This is a genomic window from Streptomyces durocortorensis, from assembly GCF_016901035.1.
In the GTDB taxonomy this organism is placed as follows: Bacteria; Actinomycetota; Actinomycetes; order Streptomycetales; family Streptomycetaceae; genus Streptomyces; species Streptomyces durocortorensis.
The window spans coordinates 1-17,953 of record NZ_JAFEUF010000149.1 but is presented as its reverse complement, the minus strand read 5'-3'; the positions used below and the strand labels follow the sequence as shown (position 1 = coordinate 17,953).

Here is a 17,953-nt window from a genome sequence, read left to right as displayed (position 1 = left end):
CGGCCCATCCGTCCCCGGGGCGCGCCGGTCCAGTGTCGCCCGCGCCCGCAGGGACGGCTGCTCGGCCCCGGGGGCCGACGGTCTGCGGGGCGGGGGGCGCGACCAGAGCCTGTCGGTCGTCCTGCCGGGCTGTCCGGGCGCGGGCCGAGCAGCCGTCCCTGCGGGCGCGGGCGACACTGGACCGGCGCGCCCCGGGGACGGATGGGCCGCGACGCGCTCGTACGCCGTACGGGCGCAGCGCCTGCGGGCCGACGGCTCCACCGAGGTCGACCTCGACTTCGTGCTGCACGGTGACGGCGGCCCCGCCTCCCGCTGGGCGCGGGCAGCCTCCCCCGGCGACCGGCTCAGGGTGCTGGGGCCCGCCGTGGCGGACAACACCGCCGTACGGTTCCGGCCGCCGGCCGACACCGACTGGGTGCTGATCCGGGCCGACGAGACCGCCCTGCCCGCCGCGGCCGCCATCCTGGAGTGGCTGCCCGCCGGACTGCCGGCCCGGGTCTGGCTGGAGGTCCCGCGCACCGAGGACCGGCAGGCGCTGAACACCGCGTCGAAGGCCCGCATCGGCTGGCTCGTCCGGAGCGAGGGGGCGGCCTGCGGCGTCGAGGCCGTGCGCACCGCCGAGCTGCCCGAGGGCACACCGTACGCGTGGATCGCGGGCGAGGCGTCCGGGGTGCGGGCGCTGCACCATCACCTCGTCCGGGAGCGCGGGTTCGCCCCCGGGCGGGTGACGTCCGCCGCGTACTGGCGGCGCGGGCTCAGCGAGGAGCAGTCCGGCGGCAGCGGAACACGATAGGGGAGGGAAACAGCGGCGGGAAATAGGGGCGGGAAAGCGGACAAGCGGTGCACCCGCAGGGGGCAGGAGGAATGGCCGATTCCGAGTTAGGTTAGGCTCGCCTTACTTTGAGATCGCGCCCTCACACCCTCTTCCTGCCCGGAGGGCCGCGATGAAGTTCCCCTCACCCGGGAGGACCCCTTCATGCGTTCGCACCTGCTCAACAACACGACTGCGGAGCACTATCGGAGCACCGTCTCCGCAGGCGTGGAACGGGTCGCGGCCACGCTCGCCGCCACCGAGCGCCCCTTCAGCGGGGTCGGTGTCGACGAGCTCTCCCCCGTCGTCGACGCGATCGACCTCGACCGGCCGCTGGGCGACGCCGCCGCCGCCCTCGACGAGCTCGGCGAGGTCTACCTCCGCGACGCCGTCTACTTCCACCACCCCCGCTACCTGGGCCACCTCAACTGCCCGGTGGTCATACCCGCCGTGCTCGGCGAGGCCGTGCTCTCCGCGATCAACTCCTCCCTGGACACCTGGGACCAGAGCGCGGGCGGCACCCTCATCGAGCGCCGGCTGATCGACTGGACCACCGAGCGGATCGGGCTCGGCCCGGCCGCCGACGGGATCTTCACCAGCGGCGGTACGCAGTCCAACCTCCAGGCCCTGCTGCTGGCGCGGGAGGAGGCGAAGATCCGGCCGGAGCACTTCACCCGGCTGCGGATCTTCACCTCCGAGTGCAGCCACTTCAGCGTGCAGAAGTCCGCCAAACTGCTCGGCCTCGGCCCGGACGCCGTCGTCTCCGTCCCCGTGGACCGCAACAAGCGCATGCAGACCGTGGCGCTCGCCCACGCGCTGGAGCAGTGCGTCGCCGAGGGGGCCGTCCCGATGGCCGTCGTCGCCACCGCCGGCACCACGGACTTCGGCTCCATCGACCCGCTGCCCGAGATCGCGGCGCTCTGCGAGCAGTTCGCCACCTGGATGCACGTGGACGCCGCGTACGGCTGCGGGCTGCTCGCCTCCCGCGAGCGGGGCGGGCTGCTCGAAGGCATCGCCCACGCCGACTCGGTGACCGTGGACTACCACAAGTCCTTCTTCCAGCCGGTGAGTTCGTCGGCCGTGCTGGTCCGCGACCGGGCGACCCTGCGCCACGCCACGTACCACGCGGAGTATCTGAACCCGCGCCGGATGGCCGAGGAGCGGATACCCAACCAGGTCGACAAGTCCCTCCAGACGACCCGCCGGTTCGACGCGCTCAAGCTGTGGATGACGCTGCGCGTCATGGGCGCCGACGGCATCGGCGAGCTGTTCGACGAGGTCTGCGACCTGGCCGCCGAGGGCTGGCAGCTGCTCGCCGCGGACCCGCGCTTCGACGTGGTCGTCGAGCCGCAGCTCTCCACGCTCGTCTTCCGCTACATCCCCTCCGGCGTCACCTCCCCGGACGAGATCGACCGGGCCAACCTCTACGCCCGCAAGGCGCTGTTCGCCTCCGGCGAGGCGATCGTCGCGGGCACCAAGGTGAGCGACCGCCAGTACCTGAAGTTCACCCTGCTCAACCCCGAAACGACCGTGCACGACATCGCCACGGTCCTCGATCTGATCTCCGGCCACGCCGAGAAGTACCTGGGAGACTCCCTTGACCGCGCTTCCTGACCCCCACGACTTCATCGGGATCGGGCTCGGCCCGTTCAACCTCGGTCTCGCCTGCCTGACCGAGCCGATCGACGAGCTGAACGGCGTCTTCCTGGAGTCCAAGCCGGACTTCGAGTGGCACGCCGGAATGTTCCTCGAAGGGGCCCATCTCCAGACGCCGTTCATGTCGGACCTGGTCACCATGGCCGACCCGACCTCGCCGTACTCCTTCCTCAACTACCTCAAGGAACGCGGCAGGCTCTACTCGTTCTACATCCGGGAGAACTTCTACCCGCTGCGGACCGAGTACAACGACTACTGCCGCTGGGCCGCCGGGAAACTGAGCAGCATCCGGTTCAACGAGACCGTCGAGACCGTGACGTACGACGAGGGCAGCGAGCTCTACACCGTGCGCACCGTGTCCGGTGAGCTGTTCCGCTCCCGGCATCTCGTCCTCGGCACCGGAACGCCGCCGCACATACCGGAGGCCTGCCAGGGGCTCGGCGGGGACTTCATCCACAACTCCCGCTATCTGGAAGGGAAAGCCGAACTCCAGAAGAAGAAGTCGATCACCCTGGTCGGCAGCGGGCAGAGCGCGGCGGAGATCTACTACGACCTGCTCGCCGAGATCGACACCTACGGCTACCGGCTCAACTGGGTCACGCGCTCCCCGCGGTTCTTCCCGCTGGAGTACACCAAGCTGACGCTGGAGATGACCTCCCCGGAGTACATCGACTACTTCCACGCGCTGCCCGAGGAGACCCGCTACCGGCTGGAGACCGGGCAGAAGGGGCTGTTCAAGGGCATCGACGGGGAGCTGATCGACGCCATCTTCGACCTGCTCTACCAGAAGAACCTGTCCGGGCCCGCACCCACCCGGCTGCTCACCAACTCCGCTCTCGTCACTGCGCGTTACGACGAAGAGGGCGGCGCGTACAGCCTCGGTCTGCGCCAGGAGGAGCAGGGCAAGGACTACGAGCTCACCAGCGAGGGCCTGATCCTCGCCACCGGCTACCGGTACGAGGCTCCCGCCTTCCTCGCGCCCGTAGCCGGGCGGCTGCGCCACGACAGCCGGGGCCGCTTCGACGTGGCCCGCAACTACAGCATCGACACCACCGGGCGCGGGGTCTTCCTCCAGAACGCCTCCGTGCACACCCACTCGATCACCTCGCCCGACCTCGGCATGGGCGCCTACCGCAACGCGTACATCATCGGCGAGCTGCTCGGCCGTGAGGTCTACCCGGTCGAGAAGTCCATCGCCTTCCAGGAGTTCGCCGTATGACCCGCCCCGACAAACAGCAGCCCCGCACCATCGGCACGTTCACCGTCCGGCCACTGGACCCCGCCGTCGACGCCGAACGGGTGCACGGCTGGGTGACCCACCCCAAGGCCGCGTTCTGGCTGATGGGCGACGCCTCGCTCGCCGACGTGGAGCAGGAGTACCGGTCCATCGCCGCCCACCCGCACCACGAGGCGTTCATCGGGCTGCACGACGGCGAACCCGCCTTCCTGATCGAGCGGTACGACCCCACCGAGGTCGAGCTGAAGGGCCTGTACGAGGCGGAGCCCGGCGATGTCGGGATGCACTTCCTGGTCGCCCCCACCGACACCCCGGTGCACGGCTTCACCCGGGCCGTGATCACCGCCGTGATGGCCTTCCTCTTCGACGACCCGTCGGTGCGCCGGGTCGTCGTCGAGCCCGACGTGACCAACAGCGCCGTCCAGGCCCTCAACAAGGCCGTCGGTTTCGAGGTGCTCCGCGAGATCGCCAAACCGGAGAAGGACGCACTGCTCAGCGCCTGCACCCGTGAGCAGTTCGAAGCAGCAACCGGAGGAAACGACCGATGACGACCGCCCTCACCGACAGCGTCGCCCACCTCTCCCCGGGGCGCTGGGCCACCGCAAACCGACTGCTGGTCCGCAAAGCACTGGCGGAATTCAGCCACGAGCGCCTGCTGAGCCCCACGCCGATCGGCGACGGCCGCTACACCGTCCGTAGCGACGACGCCTCCACCGAGTACCGTTTCACCGCGCGCGTCTTCGCCCTGGACCACTGGCAGGTCGAGGCGGAGACGATCACGCGGCACCGGCACGGCTCCGAACTCCCGCTGGACGCTGTGGAGTTCTTCATCGAGTTGCGGCACGCCCTCGGAATCTCCGAGGAGGTCCTGCCGGTCTACCTGGAGGAGGTCTCCTCCACCCTGGCCGGAACCGCCTACAAACTCACCAAGGAACCGGCCACCTCCGGCCAGCTCGTCGCCGCCGGCTTCCAGGCCGTCGAGACCGGGATGACCGAGGGCCACCCGTGCTTCGTCGCCAACAACGGGCGGCTCGGCTTCGGCGTGGACGAGTACCGGGCGTACGCCCCGGAAGCGGCGTCCCCGATCCGGCTCATCTGGCTGGCCGCCCGCCGGGAGCGGGCCACCTTCACCGCGGGCGCCGGGCTCGACTACGACGCGCTGGTCAAGGACGAGCTGAGCGAGGCGACCCGGGAGCGGTTCGACGGCGCGCTGCGCGGGCTCGGCCTCGACCCGGACGACTACTTCCTGCTGCCCGTCCACCCCTGGCAGTGGTGGAACAAGCTCGCGGTCACCTTCGCCGGAGAGCTGGCCGAACGCCATCTCGTGGTGCTCGGGGAGGGCGAGGACGGCTATCTCGCCCAGCAGTCGATCCGTACCTTCTTCAACACCGACCACCCCGAGAAGCACTACGTCAAAACGGCGCTCTCGGTCCTCAACATGGGGTTCATGCGCGGGCTTTCGGCCGCGTACATGGAGGCCACGCCCGCGATCAACGACTGGCTGGCCGGTCTGATCGAGCGCGACGACCTACTGCGCGGGGCCCGGTTCTCGATCATCCGCGAGCGGGCCGCGATCGGCTACCACCACCGCTCGTACGAGGCGGCCACCGCCAAGGGCTCCCCGTACCGGAAAATGCTGGCCGCCCTGTGGCGCGAGAGCCCGGTGCCGGGGCTCCAGCCGGGCGAGCGGGTCGCGACGATGGCCTCGCTGCTCCACACCGACCACGAGGGCGCCTCGGTGGCCGGGGTGCTGATCGCCGAGTCGGGCCTGGACCCGCAGGTGTGGCTGCGGCACTACCTGGACGCCTATCTGGTGCCGGTGCTGCACAGCTTCTACGCCTACGACCTGGTCTACATGCCGCACGGCGAGAACGTGATCCTGGTCGTGGAGGACGGCGTCGTCACCCGCACGATCTTCAAGGACATCGCCGAGGAGATCGCGGTGATGGACCCCGAGGCGGTGCTGCCGCCGCAGGTCGACCGGATCCGGGCCGAGGTGCCCGAGGACATGAAGCTGCTGTCGGTCTTCACGGACGTCTTCGACTGCTTCTTCCGCTTCCTGGGCGCGGGCCTGGCCACCGAGGGCATCCTCGACGAGGACACCTTCTGGCGGACGGTCGCCGCCTGTGTGCGCGACTACCAGGAGTCGGTGCCGTACCTCGCGGAGAAGTTCACGCAGTACGACCTGTTCGAGGCGGAGTTCGCGCTCTCCTGCCTCAACCGCCTCCAGCTGCGGAACAACCAGCAGATGGTCGACCTCAACGACCCGGCGGGCGCGCTGCAGTTGGTGGGCCGCCTGAAGAACCCGATCGCCGGGTTCTGAGCCCGGCCGCCGCGGTGCGCGGCGGCCCCTGAACGGTGAGCGCCCGAGAACGGTCTCTCGGGCGCTCACCCCTTCCCCGGTGGCGGCCGGCTGGCAGAATCGGGGCCATGGCAGAAATCATCCAGCGGGACGGAACGTGGACGTTCGACGGGGACACCGTGCGGATCGTGCCGGGGGGAAAGGCGCACCCGGTCCGGCAGGAGCTGGGTGAGATCGCCGTCCCCCTGGAGGCGGTGGCGGGCATCTCGTTCGAACCGGACCGCAAGGGCGGACGGCTGCGGCTGCGGCTGCGCGGCGGCGCCTGCCCGGTGCTGCGGGCCGCCGACGGCAGGCTCAGGGAGGGCGCCGACCCCTATGTGCTGATCGTGGAGAAGGACCGCACGGGGGTCGCGGAGTACTTCGTCGACGAGGTCCGCAACGCGCTGCTGATCGAGCAGGTGCCGGAAGGCCCGGTGGACCGCTTCCTGCTGCCCGGCCCCACCCTGCCGGTCTCCGGCGGGGGCGGCGACGGCACGGCGTCCTTCGACGGCGAGAGCATCCGGCTGACCTGGAACTGGAAGGCCGAGGAGTCCAAGACGGCCGGGGGCGCGTCCACCTTCCCGCTGTCGCGGATCGCGGGGGTGCGGTGGCTGCCCTCGATCGGTCTGGAGAACGGCTATCTGCGCTTCGAGCCGGTCGAGGGGCCCGTCTCCACGCCGCCGAAGTACGACACGTACGCCCTGGACCTGTGGGGCATCTCCAAGAAGGAGCACACCGCGGTCCTGGTCGCGGCGGCGGTGCTGATGCGGCTGCCCGGGGCCCGGGCGGCCCTGGACCCGCCGGAGGCCACCCCGGCCCTGACCAAGGCGGCCCCGCCCGCCGCCGCGCCCCCCCCCCCGCCCGCGGGGGATCACGACGCGCTGCTGCGGCGGCTGCGGGAGCTGGGCGAGCTGCACCGGGCCGGGGTCCTCACCGACGAGGAGTTCAGCACCGCGAAGCAGGCCGTTCTGCGGAGCATGTGAGGCGATCGAGCGACCTTTCCGGCACCCCCTGCCCGATATCGGGCAGATTTCTTGCATAAGCGCGCCCCGGCACGCAATATCGACGGGTGCTTGAACGCCGCTCGTCGCACGACGACCTCATCGATCACCTCGTACGCTCCACCGCGCTCCAGCGCGGCGAGGCGGCCCGGGTGATCCTCGACGTGCTGGCGTACTTCGACGAGAGCACCGACGACTTCGTCCGCCGCCGCCACCGCGAACTGCAGTCCGGCGGCCTGGTCAACACGGAGATCTTCGAGCGGATCGCGGCCGAGCTGCCGCACCGCGCCGTGGCGCCGCCGGAGCTCTCGCTCCGCCAGCTGCGCCGCATCGTCTACGGCTGAGCGGGCCGGGCGCCCGTGCGCGGGGCGCCGCAACGCAAGCAGGTACGTGTACGTCGATGGAGGGGCAGAGAATCCATGTGCGGGATCGTCGGATACATCGGGAAGCGTGACGTCGCTCCGCTGCTGCTGGAGGGCTTGCAGCGGCTGGAGTACCGGGGCTACGACTCCGCGGGCATCGTCATCACCGGCAAGGCGGCCGCGGGCAGGCCCGGCACGCTGAAGATGGTCAAGGCCAAGGGCCGGGTCCGTGAGCTGGAGGCCAAGGTCCCCAAGCGGTTCGCGGGCACCACCGGCATCGCCCACACCCGCTGGGCCACCCACGGCGCCCCGAGCGACGAGAACGCGCACCCGCACATGGACGCGGAGAACAAGGTCGCCGTCGTCCACAACGGGATCATCGACAACGCCTCCGAGCTGCGCACCCGGCTCACCGCCGACGGCGTCGTCTTCCTCTCGGAGACCGACACCGAGGTGCTGACCCACCTGATCGCCCGCGCCCAGGCCGACACCCTGGAGGAGAAGGTCCGCGAGGCGCTGCGCCACGTCGAGGGCACGTACGGCATCGCCGTGCTGCACGCCGACTTCAACGACCGCATCGTGGTCGCCCGCAACGGCTCGCCGGTCGTCCTCGGCATCGGCGAGAAGGAGATGTTCGTCGCCTCCGACGTCGCCGCCCTGGTCGCCCACACCCGCCAGGTCGTCACGCTCGACGACGGCGAGATGGCCACGCTGAAGGCCGACGACTTCCGTACGTACACGACGGAGGGCTCGACCACGACGGCCACGCCGACCACCGTGGAGTGGGAGGCCGAGTCGTACGACATGGGCGGCCACGACACGTACATGCACAAGGAGATCTCCGAGCAGGCCGACGCCGTGGACCGGGTCCTGCGCGGCCGGATCGACGACCGGTTCTCCACCGTGCACCTGGGCGGCCTGAACCTGGACGCCCGCGAGGCGCGCGGGGTGCGCCGGATCAAGATCCTCGGCTGCGGCACCTCGTACCACGCGGGCCAGATCGGTGCCCAGCTGATCGAGGAGCTGGCGCGTATCCCCGCCGACGCCGAGCCGGCCTCCGAGTTCCGCTACCGCAACCCGGTCGTGGACCCCGACACCCTGTACGTCGCGGTCTCCCAGTCGGGCGAGACGTACGACGTGCTGGCCGCCGTCCAGGAGCTGAAGCGCAAGGGCGCCCGCGTCCTCGGCGTGGTCAACGTGGTCGGCTCCGCGATCGCCCGGGAGGCCGACGGCGGTACGTACGTCCACGCGGGCCCGGAGGTCTGCGTGGTCTCCACCAAGTGCTTCACCAACACCGTGGTCGCCTTCGCGCTGCTCGCGCTGCACCTGGGCCGGATCCGTGACCTGTCGGTCGCGGACGGCAAGCGGATCATCGACGGGCTGCGCCGGCTGCCGGAGCAGATCAGCGAGATCCTGGCGGGCGAGGACGAGATCAAGCGGCTCGCGGCGGAGTACGCGGACGCCAAGTCGATGATGTTCATCGGCCGGGTGCGCGGCTATCCGGTGGCCCGTGAGGCCTCGCTGAAGCTCAAGGAGGTCTCGTACATCCACGCCGAGGCCTACCCGGCGTCCGAGCTGAAGCACGGACCGCTCGCGCTGATCGAGCCCGCGATGCCGACGGTGGCGATCGTGCCGGACGACGACCTGCTGGAGAAGAACCGCGCCGCGATGGAGGAGATCAAGGCCCGCAGCGGCCGGATCCTCGCCGTGGCCCACCAGGTGCAGGAGAAGGCCGACCACACCATCGTCGTGCCGAAGAACGAGAACGAGCTGGACCCGATCCTCATGGGCATCCCGCTCCAGCTGTTCGCGTACCACACGGCCCTCGCGATGGGCCGGGACATCGACAAGCCGCGCAACCTGGCGAAGTCCGTGACGGTCGAGTAGACGGCCGGGGAAAGACGTCGGGCCCCGTACCGTCACGAAGACGGTACGGGGCCCAACGCGTGCCGCTACAGGGCTTCCTGGCGGCTCATCAGGTGCTGCGGGACCGGCTCGGCGGACCCCTCGGATGCTGCGGGAGCGACTCAGGGGATGACGATGACGGGGCGTTGCGCGCGGCGGGCGAGGCGGCCGGCCACCGAGCCGAAGATCCGGCCGACGATGCCGTGCGTGGAGCCCACGACGATGGCGTCGGCGGCGTACTCGCGGCCGACCTCCTCCAGCTCGTGGCAGATGTCGCCGCCGCGCTCGACGAGCACCCAGGGCACCTCGGAGAGGTAGTCCGCACAGGCCAGCTCCAGGCCGAGGACCTCGGTGCGGTGGTCGGGGACGTCGACGAAGACGGGGGGCTCGCAGCCCGCCCAGACCGTGGTCGGCAGCCGGTTGGCGACATGCACGATGATCAGGCCGGAGCCCGAGCGGCCGGCCATGCCGATGGCGTAGGCGAGAGCCCGCTCACTGGACATGGAGCCGTCGAAACCGACCACGACTCCGTGCCGGAAGGCGGGATCGCACGCATGGCGTGCTTCTTCGACCGTCCGCGGCTCCGACCCTGGGTCGGCTACCGGCTTGCGGTCTTTGGGTTCAGGGATTTCGTGACCGGCCATCGGTGTCTCGGCGAAGAGAGTCCTCGTGAGGAGGGAACGGTTTCGAGCGGCGCATCAGCTGGTGGTGAAGCTCTGTCCGGGAATCATCTTCCCAACCCCATACCCCCAAGGGTACGGCGTCACTCCTCCACCGCCCAGACCCCCGCAAAAGCGCGCGTGACGCTGGAGGGAGCATGCCCGAGCCCGTCCGGGATGGCAATGCCGGTTGTGTCGTACACGGGCATCGGAGGGCCTCGGAGGGGTCGAACACCGTCAGGCGTCCTGTTTTTCGCGAGGGCCCGCGACCGCCGGCGAGGGGTGGCGACGGAGCCCGTACCCGGTCCCTGTAGGCCACATCTCCGAACGCCACCCGAAACCCGTCGTTCGCGTGTCCCCCGGGACATCGGCCGGTGACGCGCCCCCGCGGCGCCCCGGCCTCGTCCGCGTCACAACGCCCGACGTGACCGCCCTCCCCGACCCGGTCACGCCACACGCCCACGGCCCCCGAGGGAGCGCACCGGCGCGGCCGCCTCACGGCGGTTGTGCGCCCGGCGTGACCGGATACAGCACACACAACCGATGGTTTTCAGCCAACTTCGTCCGAGGGTCGGCTCCTTCGCGGGATGGCCGGACAACCCACCGCCCACCAGGCAGGAACGGACCGCGCGGTACGCTTTCACCCGACGCGGACGGGCCACGTTGGCGAAGGGCACTTCCCTGTGCGCTTCGCAGGTGGAACGCTTCGTGATCGAACGCTTCACGCCACGTTTCCTTATCGACATTGAGCTGGTGGGGGAAGGTGTCACGGCGGGACCACGCGACGCAGTAGATTCGATCTTGAAAATCGGGGGCTGGGGAACCGTGCGAAACCGAGGGGAAACGTGCAGGAGCGGCAGGCCCGTAAGGACCAGGGAGACGCGAACACCGAGGGGGGCTTAGCGTCATGAGCCAGGACTCCGCCACCGCGACGGAGGCCGCACGCAAGCTGACCGGGCGGCGACGCCGGGAAGTCGTTGCCGTGCTGCTGTTCAGCGGCGGCCCTATCTTCGAGAGCTCCATCCCGCTCTCCGTTTTCGGGATCGACCGGCAGGACGCGGGAGTTCCCCGCTACCGCCTGCTGGTCTGCGGGGGCGAGGAAGGACCGCTGCGCACCACCGGTGGGCTCGAACTCACCGCGCCGTACGGCCTGGAGGCGATCAGCAGGGCCGGCACCGTGGTGGTGCCCGCCTGGCGGTCGATCACCTCGCCGCCGCCCGCCGAGGCACTGGACGCGCTGCGGCGCGCCCACGAGGAGGGCGCCCGCATCGTCGGTCTGTGCACGGGAGCCTTCGTGCTCGCGGCCGCCGGCCTGCTGGACGGCCGGCCGGCCACCACACACTGGATGTACGCGCCGACGCTGGCCAAGCGCTATCCGTCGGTGCACGTCGATCCGCGCGAGCTGTTCGTGGACGACGGCGATGTGCTCACCTCCGCCGGCACGGCGGCGGGTATCGATCTCTGCCTCCACATAGTCCGCACCGACCACGGCACGGAGGCCGCCGGGGCACTCGCCCGCAGGCTCGTCGTGCCGCCGCGGCGCAGTGGCGGGCAGGAGCGCTACCTGGACAGGTCTTTACCGGAGGAGATCGGGTCCGACCCGCTCGCCGAGGTCGTGGCCTGGGCCCTGGAGCATCTGCACGAGCAGTTCGACGTGGAGACGCTCGCGGCGCGCGCCTACATGAGCAGGCGGACCTTCGACCGCAGGTTCCGTTCGCTCACCGGCAGCGCACCGCTCCAGTGGCTGATCACCCAGCGGGTGCTTCAGGCACAGAGGCTACTGGAGACCTCCGACTACTCGGTCGACGAGGTCGCCGGCCGCTGCGGCTTCCGCTCCCCGGTCGCGCTGCGCGGGCACTTCCGCCGCCAGCTCGGCTCCTCCCCCGCCGCGTACCGGGCCGCCTACCGGGCCCGTCGTCCGCAGGGGGTGGCGGAGAGCGCCGCGACGGTGGTCGAGACGATGGTGCCCAGCCAGGGGCCGCCGTCCGGACGCCGGGGTTCGCCCCTGTCCACCGCACCGGTCGCCGTGGCCGCGTCGATGGTCCCCGGGGAGCACTCCCTCCCCGGTCCTGACGCGTACGCTCCCGGACGCCCGGCCCTGCCGGGACAGCGGAGCGCCCCGTAGGGTGGGGCCCATGAACGACCGCATGGTGTGGATCGACTGCGAGATGACCGGGCTCTCGTTGACGGACGACGCACTCATCGAGGTGGCCGCCCTGGTCACCGACTCGGAGCTGAACGTGCTCGGCGAAGGGGTGGACATCGTGATCCGCCCGCCGGACGCGGCCCTGGAGACCATGCCCGAGGTGGTGCGGCAGATGCACACCGCCTCGGGCCTCCTCGACGAGCTGGCCGGGGGCACCACCCTGGCGGACGCCGAGGAGCAGGTCCTGGCCTACGTCCGCGAGCACGTGAAGGAGCCCGGCAAGGCCCCGCTCTGCGGAAACTCGGTCGGTACCGACCGCGGCTTCCTGGCGCGCGACATGCGGGATCTGGAGAGCTACCTCCACTACCGGATCGTGGACGTGTCCTCGGTCAAGGAGCTGGCCCGGCGCTGGTTCCCCCGGGCGTACTTCAACAGCCCGGACAAGAACGGCAACCACCGGGCGCTGGCGGACATCCGTGACTCCATCACGGAGCTCCGCTACTACCGGGAGGCGGTCTTCGTCCCGCAGCCCGGCCCGGACTCGGAGCGCGCCAAGGAGATCGCGGCACGCCTGTCGGCCCCGGCCGCACCGTAGGAACCTGCTGGTCACGGGCGTGAAAGCGCCCGTGGACCGGCCCCGGGAAACGGGGGCGCGAGCACCCTCCCGGACCCTGTACACTTTTTCTCGGCCGGTCGGAAACGACCGGGCGACATGGTGGGTATAGCTCAGCTGGCAGAGCACCTGGTTGTGGTCCAGGATGTCGCGGGTTCAAGTCCCGTTACTCACCCTGAGGGAAGGGCCCCGGTCTTCGGATCGGGGCCCTTCTGCTTGTTCGACTCCTGGCTGACGGCGGTCAGACCGCCGGGGCCTCCACATGGGTGACGACCTGGGCGTGGAAGCGGTCCACCGCCTCGTCGACGCTGCGGATGAAGCCGGTCTCGGCGCTGCCCCGGCCGTTGCCCATGCCCTTGAACAGGGAAAGCCGGAAGCCGGTGATCTGCGCCCCGTCCTTCGGGAGGAGGTCGGCGGGCTCCGGGCGCAGCCGTTCCAGGGTGCCGCGGGGGCCGGCGCCTTGGCCGTCGACGAGCGTCTCGATGTGCAGGTCGGCGGGGGCCTCGGAGAGCCGCCGGACCAGCCGCTTCGCGCGGGTGAGGGGGTAGCCCGTCTCCTCGGCGGGCACCTCGATGGACGTACGGAGCTTGCCAGTGCGCAGATCGGCGGTGATGGCCAGGACGCCGGGAGTGCCCTCGATGCGGATCTCGGCGTTCAGCCTCCCCTGCTCGCAGAGCCGGTCGGCCAGCTCGGTGCGGCGGGCACCCGGATCGGAGCCGCGCCGGGCACGCTGGACCGGCAGGACCTTCTGCCCCAGCTCACCGCCCAGCCGCAGGCAGACCTGCCGCACCAGCCGCTCCCAGTTCTCGATGACCTCAAGGGCCCGGGCATCGCCCTGGCACAGGGTCTCGTCGTCGATCCCCCGGCGCACGGGAACCCAGGCCGCGCCCATGTTCTGGAAGCCGTGACAGCCGGAGTTCTCGTGCTGGAGGTACTGGAGGAGTTCCTGGAGCAGCCAGGCGTGCGCGGCGTTGCCGACCCCCTCGTGGCGGATCAGCATCTGCGCCTGGTGCACGACCTCGGCCCAGGACAGGTGCCAGAGCGCCACCTTGTGCTTGCGCCGCCGGTCGATCCGCACGTCGACGAGCGGGCTGCCTTCGAGCGCGACGTCGTTGGACAGGGTGATCACGGCCTCGTACCCGCGCCGGGCGGCGATGTCCATGTACGACTGCACCTGGTCGGGCTTGAGCGCGTTCCCGTTGGTCTTGGTCTCGACGAGCGCGGTCCACAGCTTGCCCGCCCGCTCGACCCGGACCACACCGTCGGGGCGGCGGGGCGATTCCCCGTGCGGCAGGGTCACCTCGGTGAACGTCTCCATCCGGCCGGCCGGTGCGCCGAACCCGGCGGTGAGGCGGCGGCCGAACTCCGGCACCTGAGCCATCACGGACAGCACGACGGAGGTGGCCCGCGTCTCGCGCTCGCGGTCGCTCTTGAGCGCGGAGACGGGGAACAGCCGGGCGGTGCGCCAGGTGTCGTTGTCGGCGAGCGACTTCTTGGCGGTGCGGGGAAGCGTGACCTTCTTCTTCGCCGTACGGGGGCGGCGAGCCGGCTTCGGTACGGGGGCGGGGTCGGCGGTCCCCGGCGCGGCAGGCTCCTGCGGCATGGCGGGCTGCTCCGGGGCCGACCCGAGAACCGGGTCGGCGCCACGAGCCTGGGCGGGAACCCGCTCGGGCGGCTCTGCCCCGTCCTGCCCGGTGGCGGCGGGCTGATCCGCCGCGTCCGGCCCGGGCGCCTCCGGCTCGTCCTGCCCGGCGTCGTCGTCGATGTCGACGCCGTAGTCGGTCGCCAGCCCGGCGAGCCCAGACGCGTACCCCTGGCCGACGGCACGGAACTTCCACTCCCCCGAGCGTCGGTACAGCTCACCGAAGATCACCGCGCTGACCTCGTCGGCCCCCTCCACGGCGAACCGCACCAGGCCGTCGCCCGCACTGTCCGCGAGGGTGAGGCGGAGGTCGTCCAGGTCGCCGAATCGGGATCCTTCGTAGCGGCTGGCGGCGACGACCACCTTCTCGATGTCCTGCGGGACGGCGTCCAGATCGAAGCTGATCCGGTCCTCGCTGCCGTCGGCCGTGGGTGTCTTGCCGAGCAACTGCACGCTTCCGTTGCCGGCCACGGGATTGTTGTAGAAGCAGAAGTCGACGTCGCTGCGGACCTTGCCGTCGCCGTCGAGCAGAAGCACGGAGACGTCGGCGTCCCCCTCGCCCGTGGTGCTGCTCCACCCCAGGCTGACCATCACCGAGCCGACATCCTCGCTCAGCGTCGCAAGTCCGACGTTGGCGCCCTTGACCATCTCGTGCACGAGGCCCCCCAGATGCACAGCCACCCGGAACGCACTCCGGCAGCCCGCTGCGTGACGTGTGTGGTGCGTCACACATTCGCCGTACTCCGCGAACATTAGCCGCCGGAGCCGGGGAGCGTGAAGAACTTGTGAAATCCGGAATATCAGCCACCGCGGAACGGCGCCGACACCACCGCCCCGGCCGCCGCCGCACCCCTCACGACGAGGCGCGGACCACCAGTTCCGTGGGCAGTACCACCGAAGGGCGCTCGTCGTCGGGGGCGCGGCCCGCGATCTCGTCCAGGAGGAGCCGGGCCATGCGGCGGCCCATCTCCTCTATGGGCTGGCGGACGCTGGTGAGGGCCGGGTGCATGTGGCGGGCGACCACCGAGTCGTCGAAGCCGACCAGGGCCACGTCCTCGGGGATGCGGCGGTCCGCCTCGCGCAGGACCTGGCGGGCGCCGGCGGCCATCACGTCGGAGGCGACGAAGACCGCGTCCAGGCCGGGGCGGCGGGCCAGGAGGTCGCGCATGGCCCTGGCTCCGCCCTCCTCGGTGAAGTCGGCGGGGGCGATGAGGCGTTCGTCGGGGGCCAGGCCGGCGGCGGAGATCGCCGCGCGGTAGCCGTCCAGGCGGCGCTGGGCTCCGTAGACCTCCAGGCGGCCGGTGATCGTGGCGATCCGGCTGCGGCCCCGGGAGATCAGGTGGTCCACGGCGGCCCGCGCGCCCTCGAAGTTGTCGGAGTCGACCGAGGGCAGCGTCTCGGCCGCGTGCCGGGCGCCGCTGATCACGCACGGCATGCCGAGCTGCTCCAGCAGCTCCGGCAGCGGGTCGTGCGCGTGCACGGCGACCAGGAGGACGCCGTCGACGCGGTGGGCGGTGAGGTACTGGGCGAGGCGGCGGCGCTCGCGGTCGCTGCCGACGAGGGTGAGGAGCAGCTGCATCTCGGTGTCCGCCAGGGCCGCGCCGACTCCGCGCACTATCGCGGAGAAGTACGGTTCGGCGAAGAAGCGGGTCTCGGGCTCGGGCACGACCAGCGCGATGGCGTCGGTGCGGTTGCCCGCCAGGGCGCGGGCTGCGCGGTTGGGGACGTAGCCCAGCTCGGCCACGGCTGCCTCGACCGCCTCGCGGGTCGCGTCGCTGACCCGGGGCGAGCCGTTGATGACCCGCGAGGCGGTGCCCCGGCCGACACCGGCCCGTGCCGCCACCTCTTCGAGCGTGGGCCGCCCGCCGCTCCGTGCTCGCGCTGCCGCCATGGCTGCCTCCCCGTTCCCGGTCAATTTCTCACAGCCGTAACGTCAATCCAAGTCCTGGAACGATCATCCCGGCGGGGGTACGGGCAGGGAGGTGGGAGCGCTCCCAGGAGGGCGGTGGGCCCGGGCGGGGGGGGCGGGGGGGCCCCCCCCCCCCCGCCGGCGGGGGGGGGGGGGGCCGCGGGGGGCGGGGGGGGGGGGGGGGCGCCCGGGGGGGGGGGGGGGGGGGGGGGGGCGGCCCCCCCCCCCCCCCCCCCCGCGTCAGGCGTCCGGGCCGGTCGCCGCGGGCAGCGCGTGGCGGGCGATCACCTCGCCGTACCAGTGCGCGCTGGACTTCGGCGTACGCCGCTGGGTCGCGTAGTCGACGTACACCGCGCCGAAGCGCTTCGCATAGCCGTAGCCCCACTCGAAGTTGTCCATCAGGGACCAGAGGAAGTAGCCCCGTACGTCCGCCCCGTCGGCCGCCGCCCGGCGGACCGCCTCCAGGTGGCCGTGCAGATAGGCGATCCGCTCGGGGTCGTGGACCCGGCCGTCCGCGTCCGGAGCGTCGTCGAAGGCGGCGCCGTTCTCGGTGACCATCAGCGGCAGGTCCGGGTGCTCGCGCGAGACGTCCATGAGGAGGGCGTGCAGGCCGTTCGGGTCGACCGACCAGTTCATGGCGGTGCGCGGCTTGCCCTCGGCCAGGTGGAACGCCACGTGCTCCGAGCCGGGCCACGGGGAGTGGTCGCTGCTGCCGTGGCCGTCGTTGCGGGTGTCCCCCGAGCCGTCGGCGGGCGTCGAGACGATGGTGGGCGTGTAGTAGTTGACGCCGAGGACGTCGATCGGCCGCGCGATCGCGGCCAGGTCGCCCTCGTGGATCAACTCGGGCCAGTTGACGATGCGTTCGGTGTCGGTCAGGAGGTCTTCCGGGTACGCGCCCTTCAGCATGGGCCCGGTGAAGACCCGGTTGCCCACCGCGTCGATCCGGCGGGCCGCGTCCGCGTCCGCCGCGCTGCCGGTCAGCGGGCGCACCTGGTGGAGGTTGAGGGTGACCGAGGTCTGCGCGGCAGCGGGGAGGTTGGCGCGCAGCGCCTCGGTCGCCCGGCCGTGGGCCAGGTTGAGGTGGTGGGCGGCCCGCAGCGCGGCGGCCGGTTCGGTGCGGCCGGGGGCGTGGACCCCGGAGCCGTAACCGAGGAAGGCCGAGCACCAGGGCTCGTTGAGCGTCGTCCACATCCCGACCCGGTCGCCGAGGGCGCGGGCCATGATGGCCGCGTAGTCCGCGAACCGTTCGGCCGTCGCCCGCTCGGGCCAGCCGCCCGCGTCCTCCAACTCCTGCGGCAGGTCCCAGTGGTAGAGCGTGGCGACAGGTGTGATGCCGGCCGCGAGCAGCTCGTCGACGAGCGAGCGGTAGAAGTCCAGGCCGCGTTCGATCGCGGGGCCCCGGCCGGTGGGCTGGACGCGCGACCAGGAGATCGAGAAGCGGTACGCCTGCAGGCCGAGGCGCTTCATCAGGGCGACGTCGTCGCGGTAGCGGTGGAAGTGGTCGGCGGCCACGTCCCCGGTGTCGCCGTTCAGGACCTTGCCGGGGGTGTGGCTGAACGTGTCCCAGATGGAGGGGGTGCGGCCCCGCTCGCGGGCGGCGCCTTCCACCTGGTACGCGGCGGTGGCCGTGCCCCAGAGGAAGCCGGGCGGGAAGGGGGGCGTGGCCACCGC

General features: G+C 71.4%; 14 protein-coding genes and 1 tRNA gene. 11 read left to right on the top strand and 4 right to left on the bottom strand.

Translation table 11 applies throughout. From position 1 onward, the window contains the following. The 8 genes from JS521_RS24145 to glmS form a co-directional block, all read left to right on the top strand. The coding region (locus JS521_RS24145; protein WP_239487755.1) for a siderophore-interacting protein at positions 1-793 on the top strand (793 nt) is incomplete at its 5' end. Between the two features lie 183 nt (positions 794-976). Beyond that, entirely contained in the window at positions 977-2,425 is a 1,449-nt protein-coding gene (locus JS521_RS24140) for a pyridoxal phosphate-dependent decarboxylase family protein (protein ID WP_205085040.1), read from the top strand. After that, on the top strand, positions 2,409-3,686 hold the full coding sequence (locus JS521_RS24135) for a lysine N(6)-hydroxylase/L-ornithine N(5)-oxygenase family protein (RefSeq protein ID WP_205085039.1): 1,278 nt from the start codon (positions 2,409-2,411) through the stop codon (positions 3,684-3,686). The genes JS521_RS24140 and JS521_RS24135 overlap by 17 nt, the downstream gene beginning before the upstream one ends. Then, on the top strand, positions 3,683-4,252 hold the full coding sequence (locus JS521_RS24130) for a GNAT family N-acetyltransferase (RefSeq protein WP_205085038.1): 570 nt from the start codon (positions 3,683-3,685) through the stop codon (positions 4,250-4,252). Before JS521_RS24135 ends, JS521_RS24130 begins: the two co-directional genes overlap by 4 nt. Then, positions 4,249-6,027, top strand: a complete 1,779-nt coding sequence (locus tag JS521_RS24125) for an IucA/IucC family protein (RefSeq protein WP_205085037.1) — start codon at positions 4,249-4,251, stop codon at positions 6,025-6,027. Before JS521_RS24130 ends, JS521_RS24125 begins: the two co-directional genes overlap by 4 nt. Before the next feature lie 107 nt (positions 6,028-6,134). Further along, complete coding sequence (locus JS521_RS24120) at positions 6,135-7,028, top strand: DUF4429 domain-containing protein (RefSeq protein WP_205085036.1); 894 nt, start codon at positions 6,135-6,137, stop codon at positions 7,026-7,028. Positions 7,029-7,114: 86 nt separating this feature from the next. After that, positions 7,115-7,390 carry a hypothetical protein gene (locus JS521_RS24115; RefSeq protein ID WP_003968990.1) on the top strand — a complete coding sequence of 92 codons (276 nt, stop codon included), beginning with the start codon at positions 7,115-7,117 and terminating at the stop codon, positions 7,388-7,390. A gap of 75 nt (positions 7,391-7,465) precedes the next feature. Then, the gene (gene glmS, locus JS521_RS24110) at positions 7,466-9,295 is read left to right on the top strand and encodes a glutamine--fructose-6-phosphate transaminase (isomerizing) (protein ID WP_075266222.1); all 1,830 of its coding nucleotides are present in this window, start codon (positions 7,466-7,468) and stop codon (positions 9,293-9,295) included. 140 nt (positions 9,296-9,435) lie between these two features. Here glmS and JS521_RS24105 read toward each other — a convergent pair whose 3' ends face one another. Then, positions 9,436-9,957, bottom strand: coding sequence for a universal stress protein (locus JS521_RS24105; protein ID WP_103507822.1), 522 nt, complete (start codon positions 9,955-9,957; stop codon positions 9,436-9,438). 922 nt (positions 9,958-10,879) lie between these two features. Here JS521_RS24105 and JS521_RS24100 point away from each other — a divergent pair. From JS521_RS24100 to JS521_RS24090, 3 genes are all read left to right on the top strand, one after another. Continuing rightward, positions 10,880-12,097, top strand: a complete 1,218-nt coding sequence (locus tag JS521_RS24100) for a helix-turn-helix domain-containing protein (protein WP_205085035.1) — start codon at positions 10,880-10,882, stop codon at positions 12,095-12,097. A gap of 10 nt (positions 12,098-12,107) precedes the next feature. Then, positions 12,108-12,713 (top strand): oligoribonuclease, encoded by a 606-nt coding sequence (gene orn, locus JS521_RS24095; protein WP_205085034.1) that lies wholly within the window; start codon positions 12,108-12,110, stop codon positions 12,711-12,713. A gap of 120 nt (positions 12,714-12,833) precedes the next feature. Then, positions 12,834-12,906, top strand: a tRNA-His gene (locus tag JS521_RS24090). Between the two features lie 66 nt (positions 12,907-12,972). Here JS521_RS24090 and JS521_RS24085 read toward each other — a convergent pair. The 3 genes from JS521_RS24085 to JS521_RS24075 all read right to left on the bottom strand — a co-directional run bounded on the left by JS521_RS24085 (position 12,973) and on the right by JS521_RS24075 (position 17,950). Beyond that, on the bottom strand, positions 12,973-15,021 hold the full coding sequence (locus JS521_RS24085) for a TerD family protein (protein WP_205085042.1): 2,049 nt from the start codon (positions 15,019-15,021) through the stop codon (positions 12,973-12,975). Between the two features lie 205 nt (positions 15,022-15,226). Next, positions 15,227-16,264: a LacI family DNA-binding transcriptional regulator gene (locus tag JS521_RS24080; RefSeq protein WP_205085033.1), complete on the bottom strand. Its 1,038-nt coding sequence runs from the start codon at positions 16,262-16,264 to the stop codon at positions 15,227-15,229. A 258-nt stretch (positions 16,265-16,522) separates the two neighbouring features. Continuing rightward, positions 16,523-17,950, bottom strand: a complete 1,428-nt coding sequence (locus tag JS521_RS24075; RefSeq protein ID WP_205085041.1) for a GH1 family beta-glucosidase — start codon at positions 17,948-17,950, stop codon at positions 16,523-16,525. Positions 17,951-17,953: the final 3 nt, after the last annotated feature.

Bases quoted from the DNA above. Each gene is read 5' to 3' on its own strand.
- JS521_RS24140 (WP_205085040.1), top strand. From the start codon at position 977: ATGCGTTCGCACCTGCTCAACAACACGACTGCGGAGCACTATCGGAGC.
- JS521_RS24130 (WP_205085038.1), top strand. From the start codon at position 3,683: ATGACCCGCCCCGACAAACAGCAGCCCCGCACCATCGGCACGTTCACC.
- JS521_RS24125 (WP_205085037.1), top strand. From the start codon at position 4,249: ATGACGACCGCCCTCACCGACAGCGTCGCCCACCTCTCCCCGGGGCGC.
- JS521_RS24120 (WP_205085036.1), top strand. From the start codon at position 6,135: ATGGCAGAAATCATCCAGCGGGACGGAACGTGGACGTTCGACGGGGAC.
- glmS (WP_075266222.1), top strand. From the start codon at position 7,466: ATGTGCGGGATCGTCGGATACATCGGGAAGCGTGACGTCGCTCCGCTG.
- JS521_RS24105 (WP_103507822.1), bottom strand. From the start codon at position 9,957: ATGGCCGGTCACGAAATCCCTGAACCCAAAGACCGCAAGCCGGTAGCC.
- JS521_RS24100 (WP_205085035.1), top strand. From the start codon at position 10,880: ATGAGCCAGGACTCCGCCACCGCGACGGAGGCCGCACGCAAGCTGACC.
- orn (WP_205085034.1), top strand. From the start codon at position 12,108: ATGAACGACCGCATGGTGTGGATCGACTGCGAGATGACCGGGCTCTCG.
- JS521_RS24085 (WP_205085042.1), bottom strand. From the start codon at position 15,021: ATGGTCAAGGGCGCCAACGTCGGACTTGCGACGCTGAGCGAGGATGTC.
- JS521_RS24080 (WP_205085033.1), bottom strand. From the start codon at position 16,264: ATGGCGGCAGCGCGAGCACGGAGCGGCGGGCGGCCCACGCTCGAAGAG.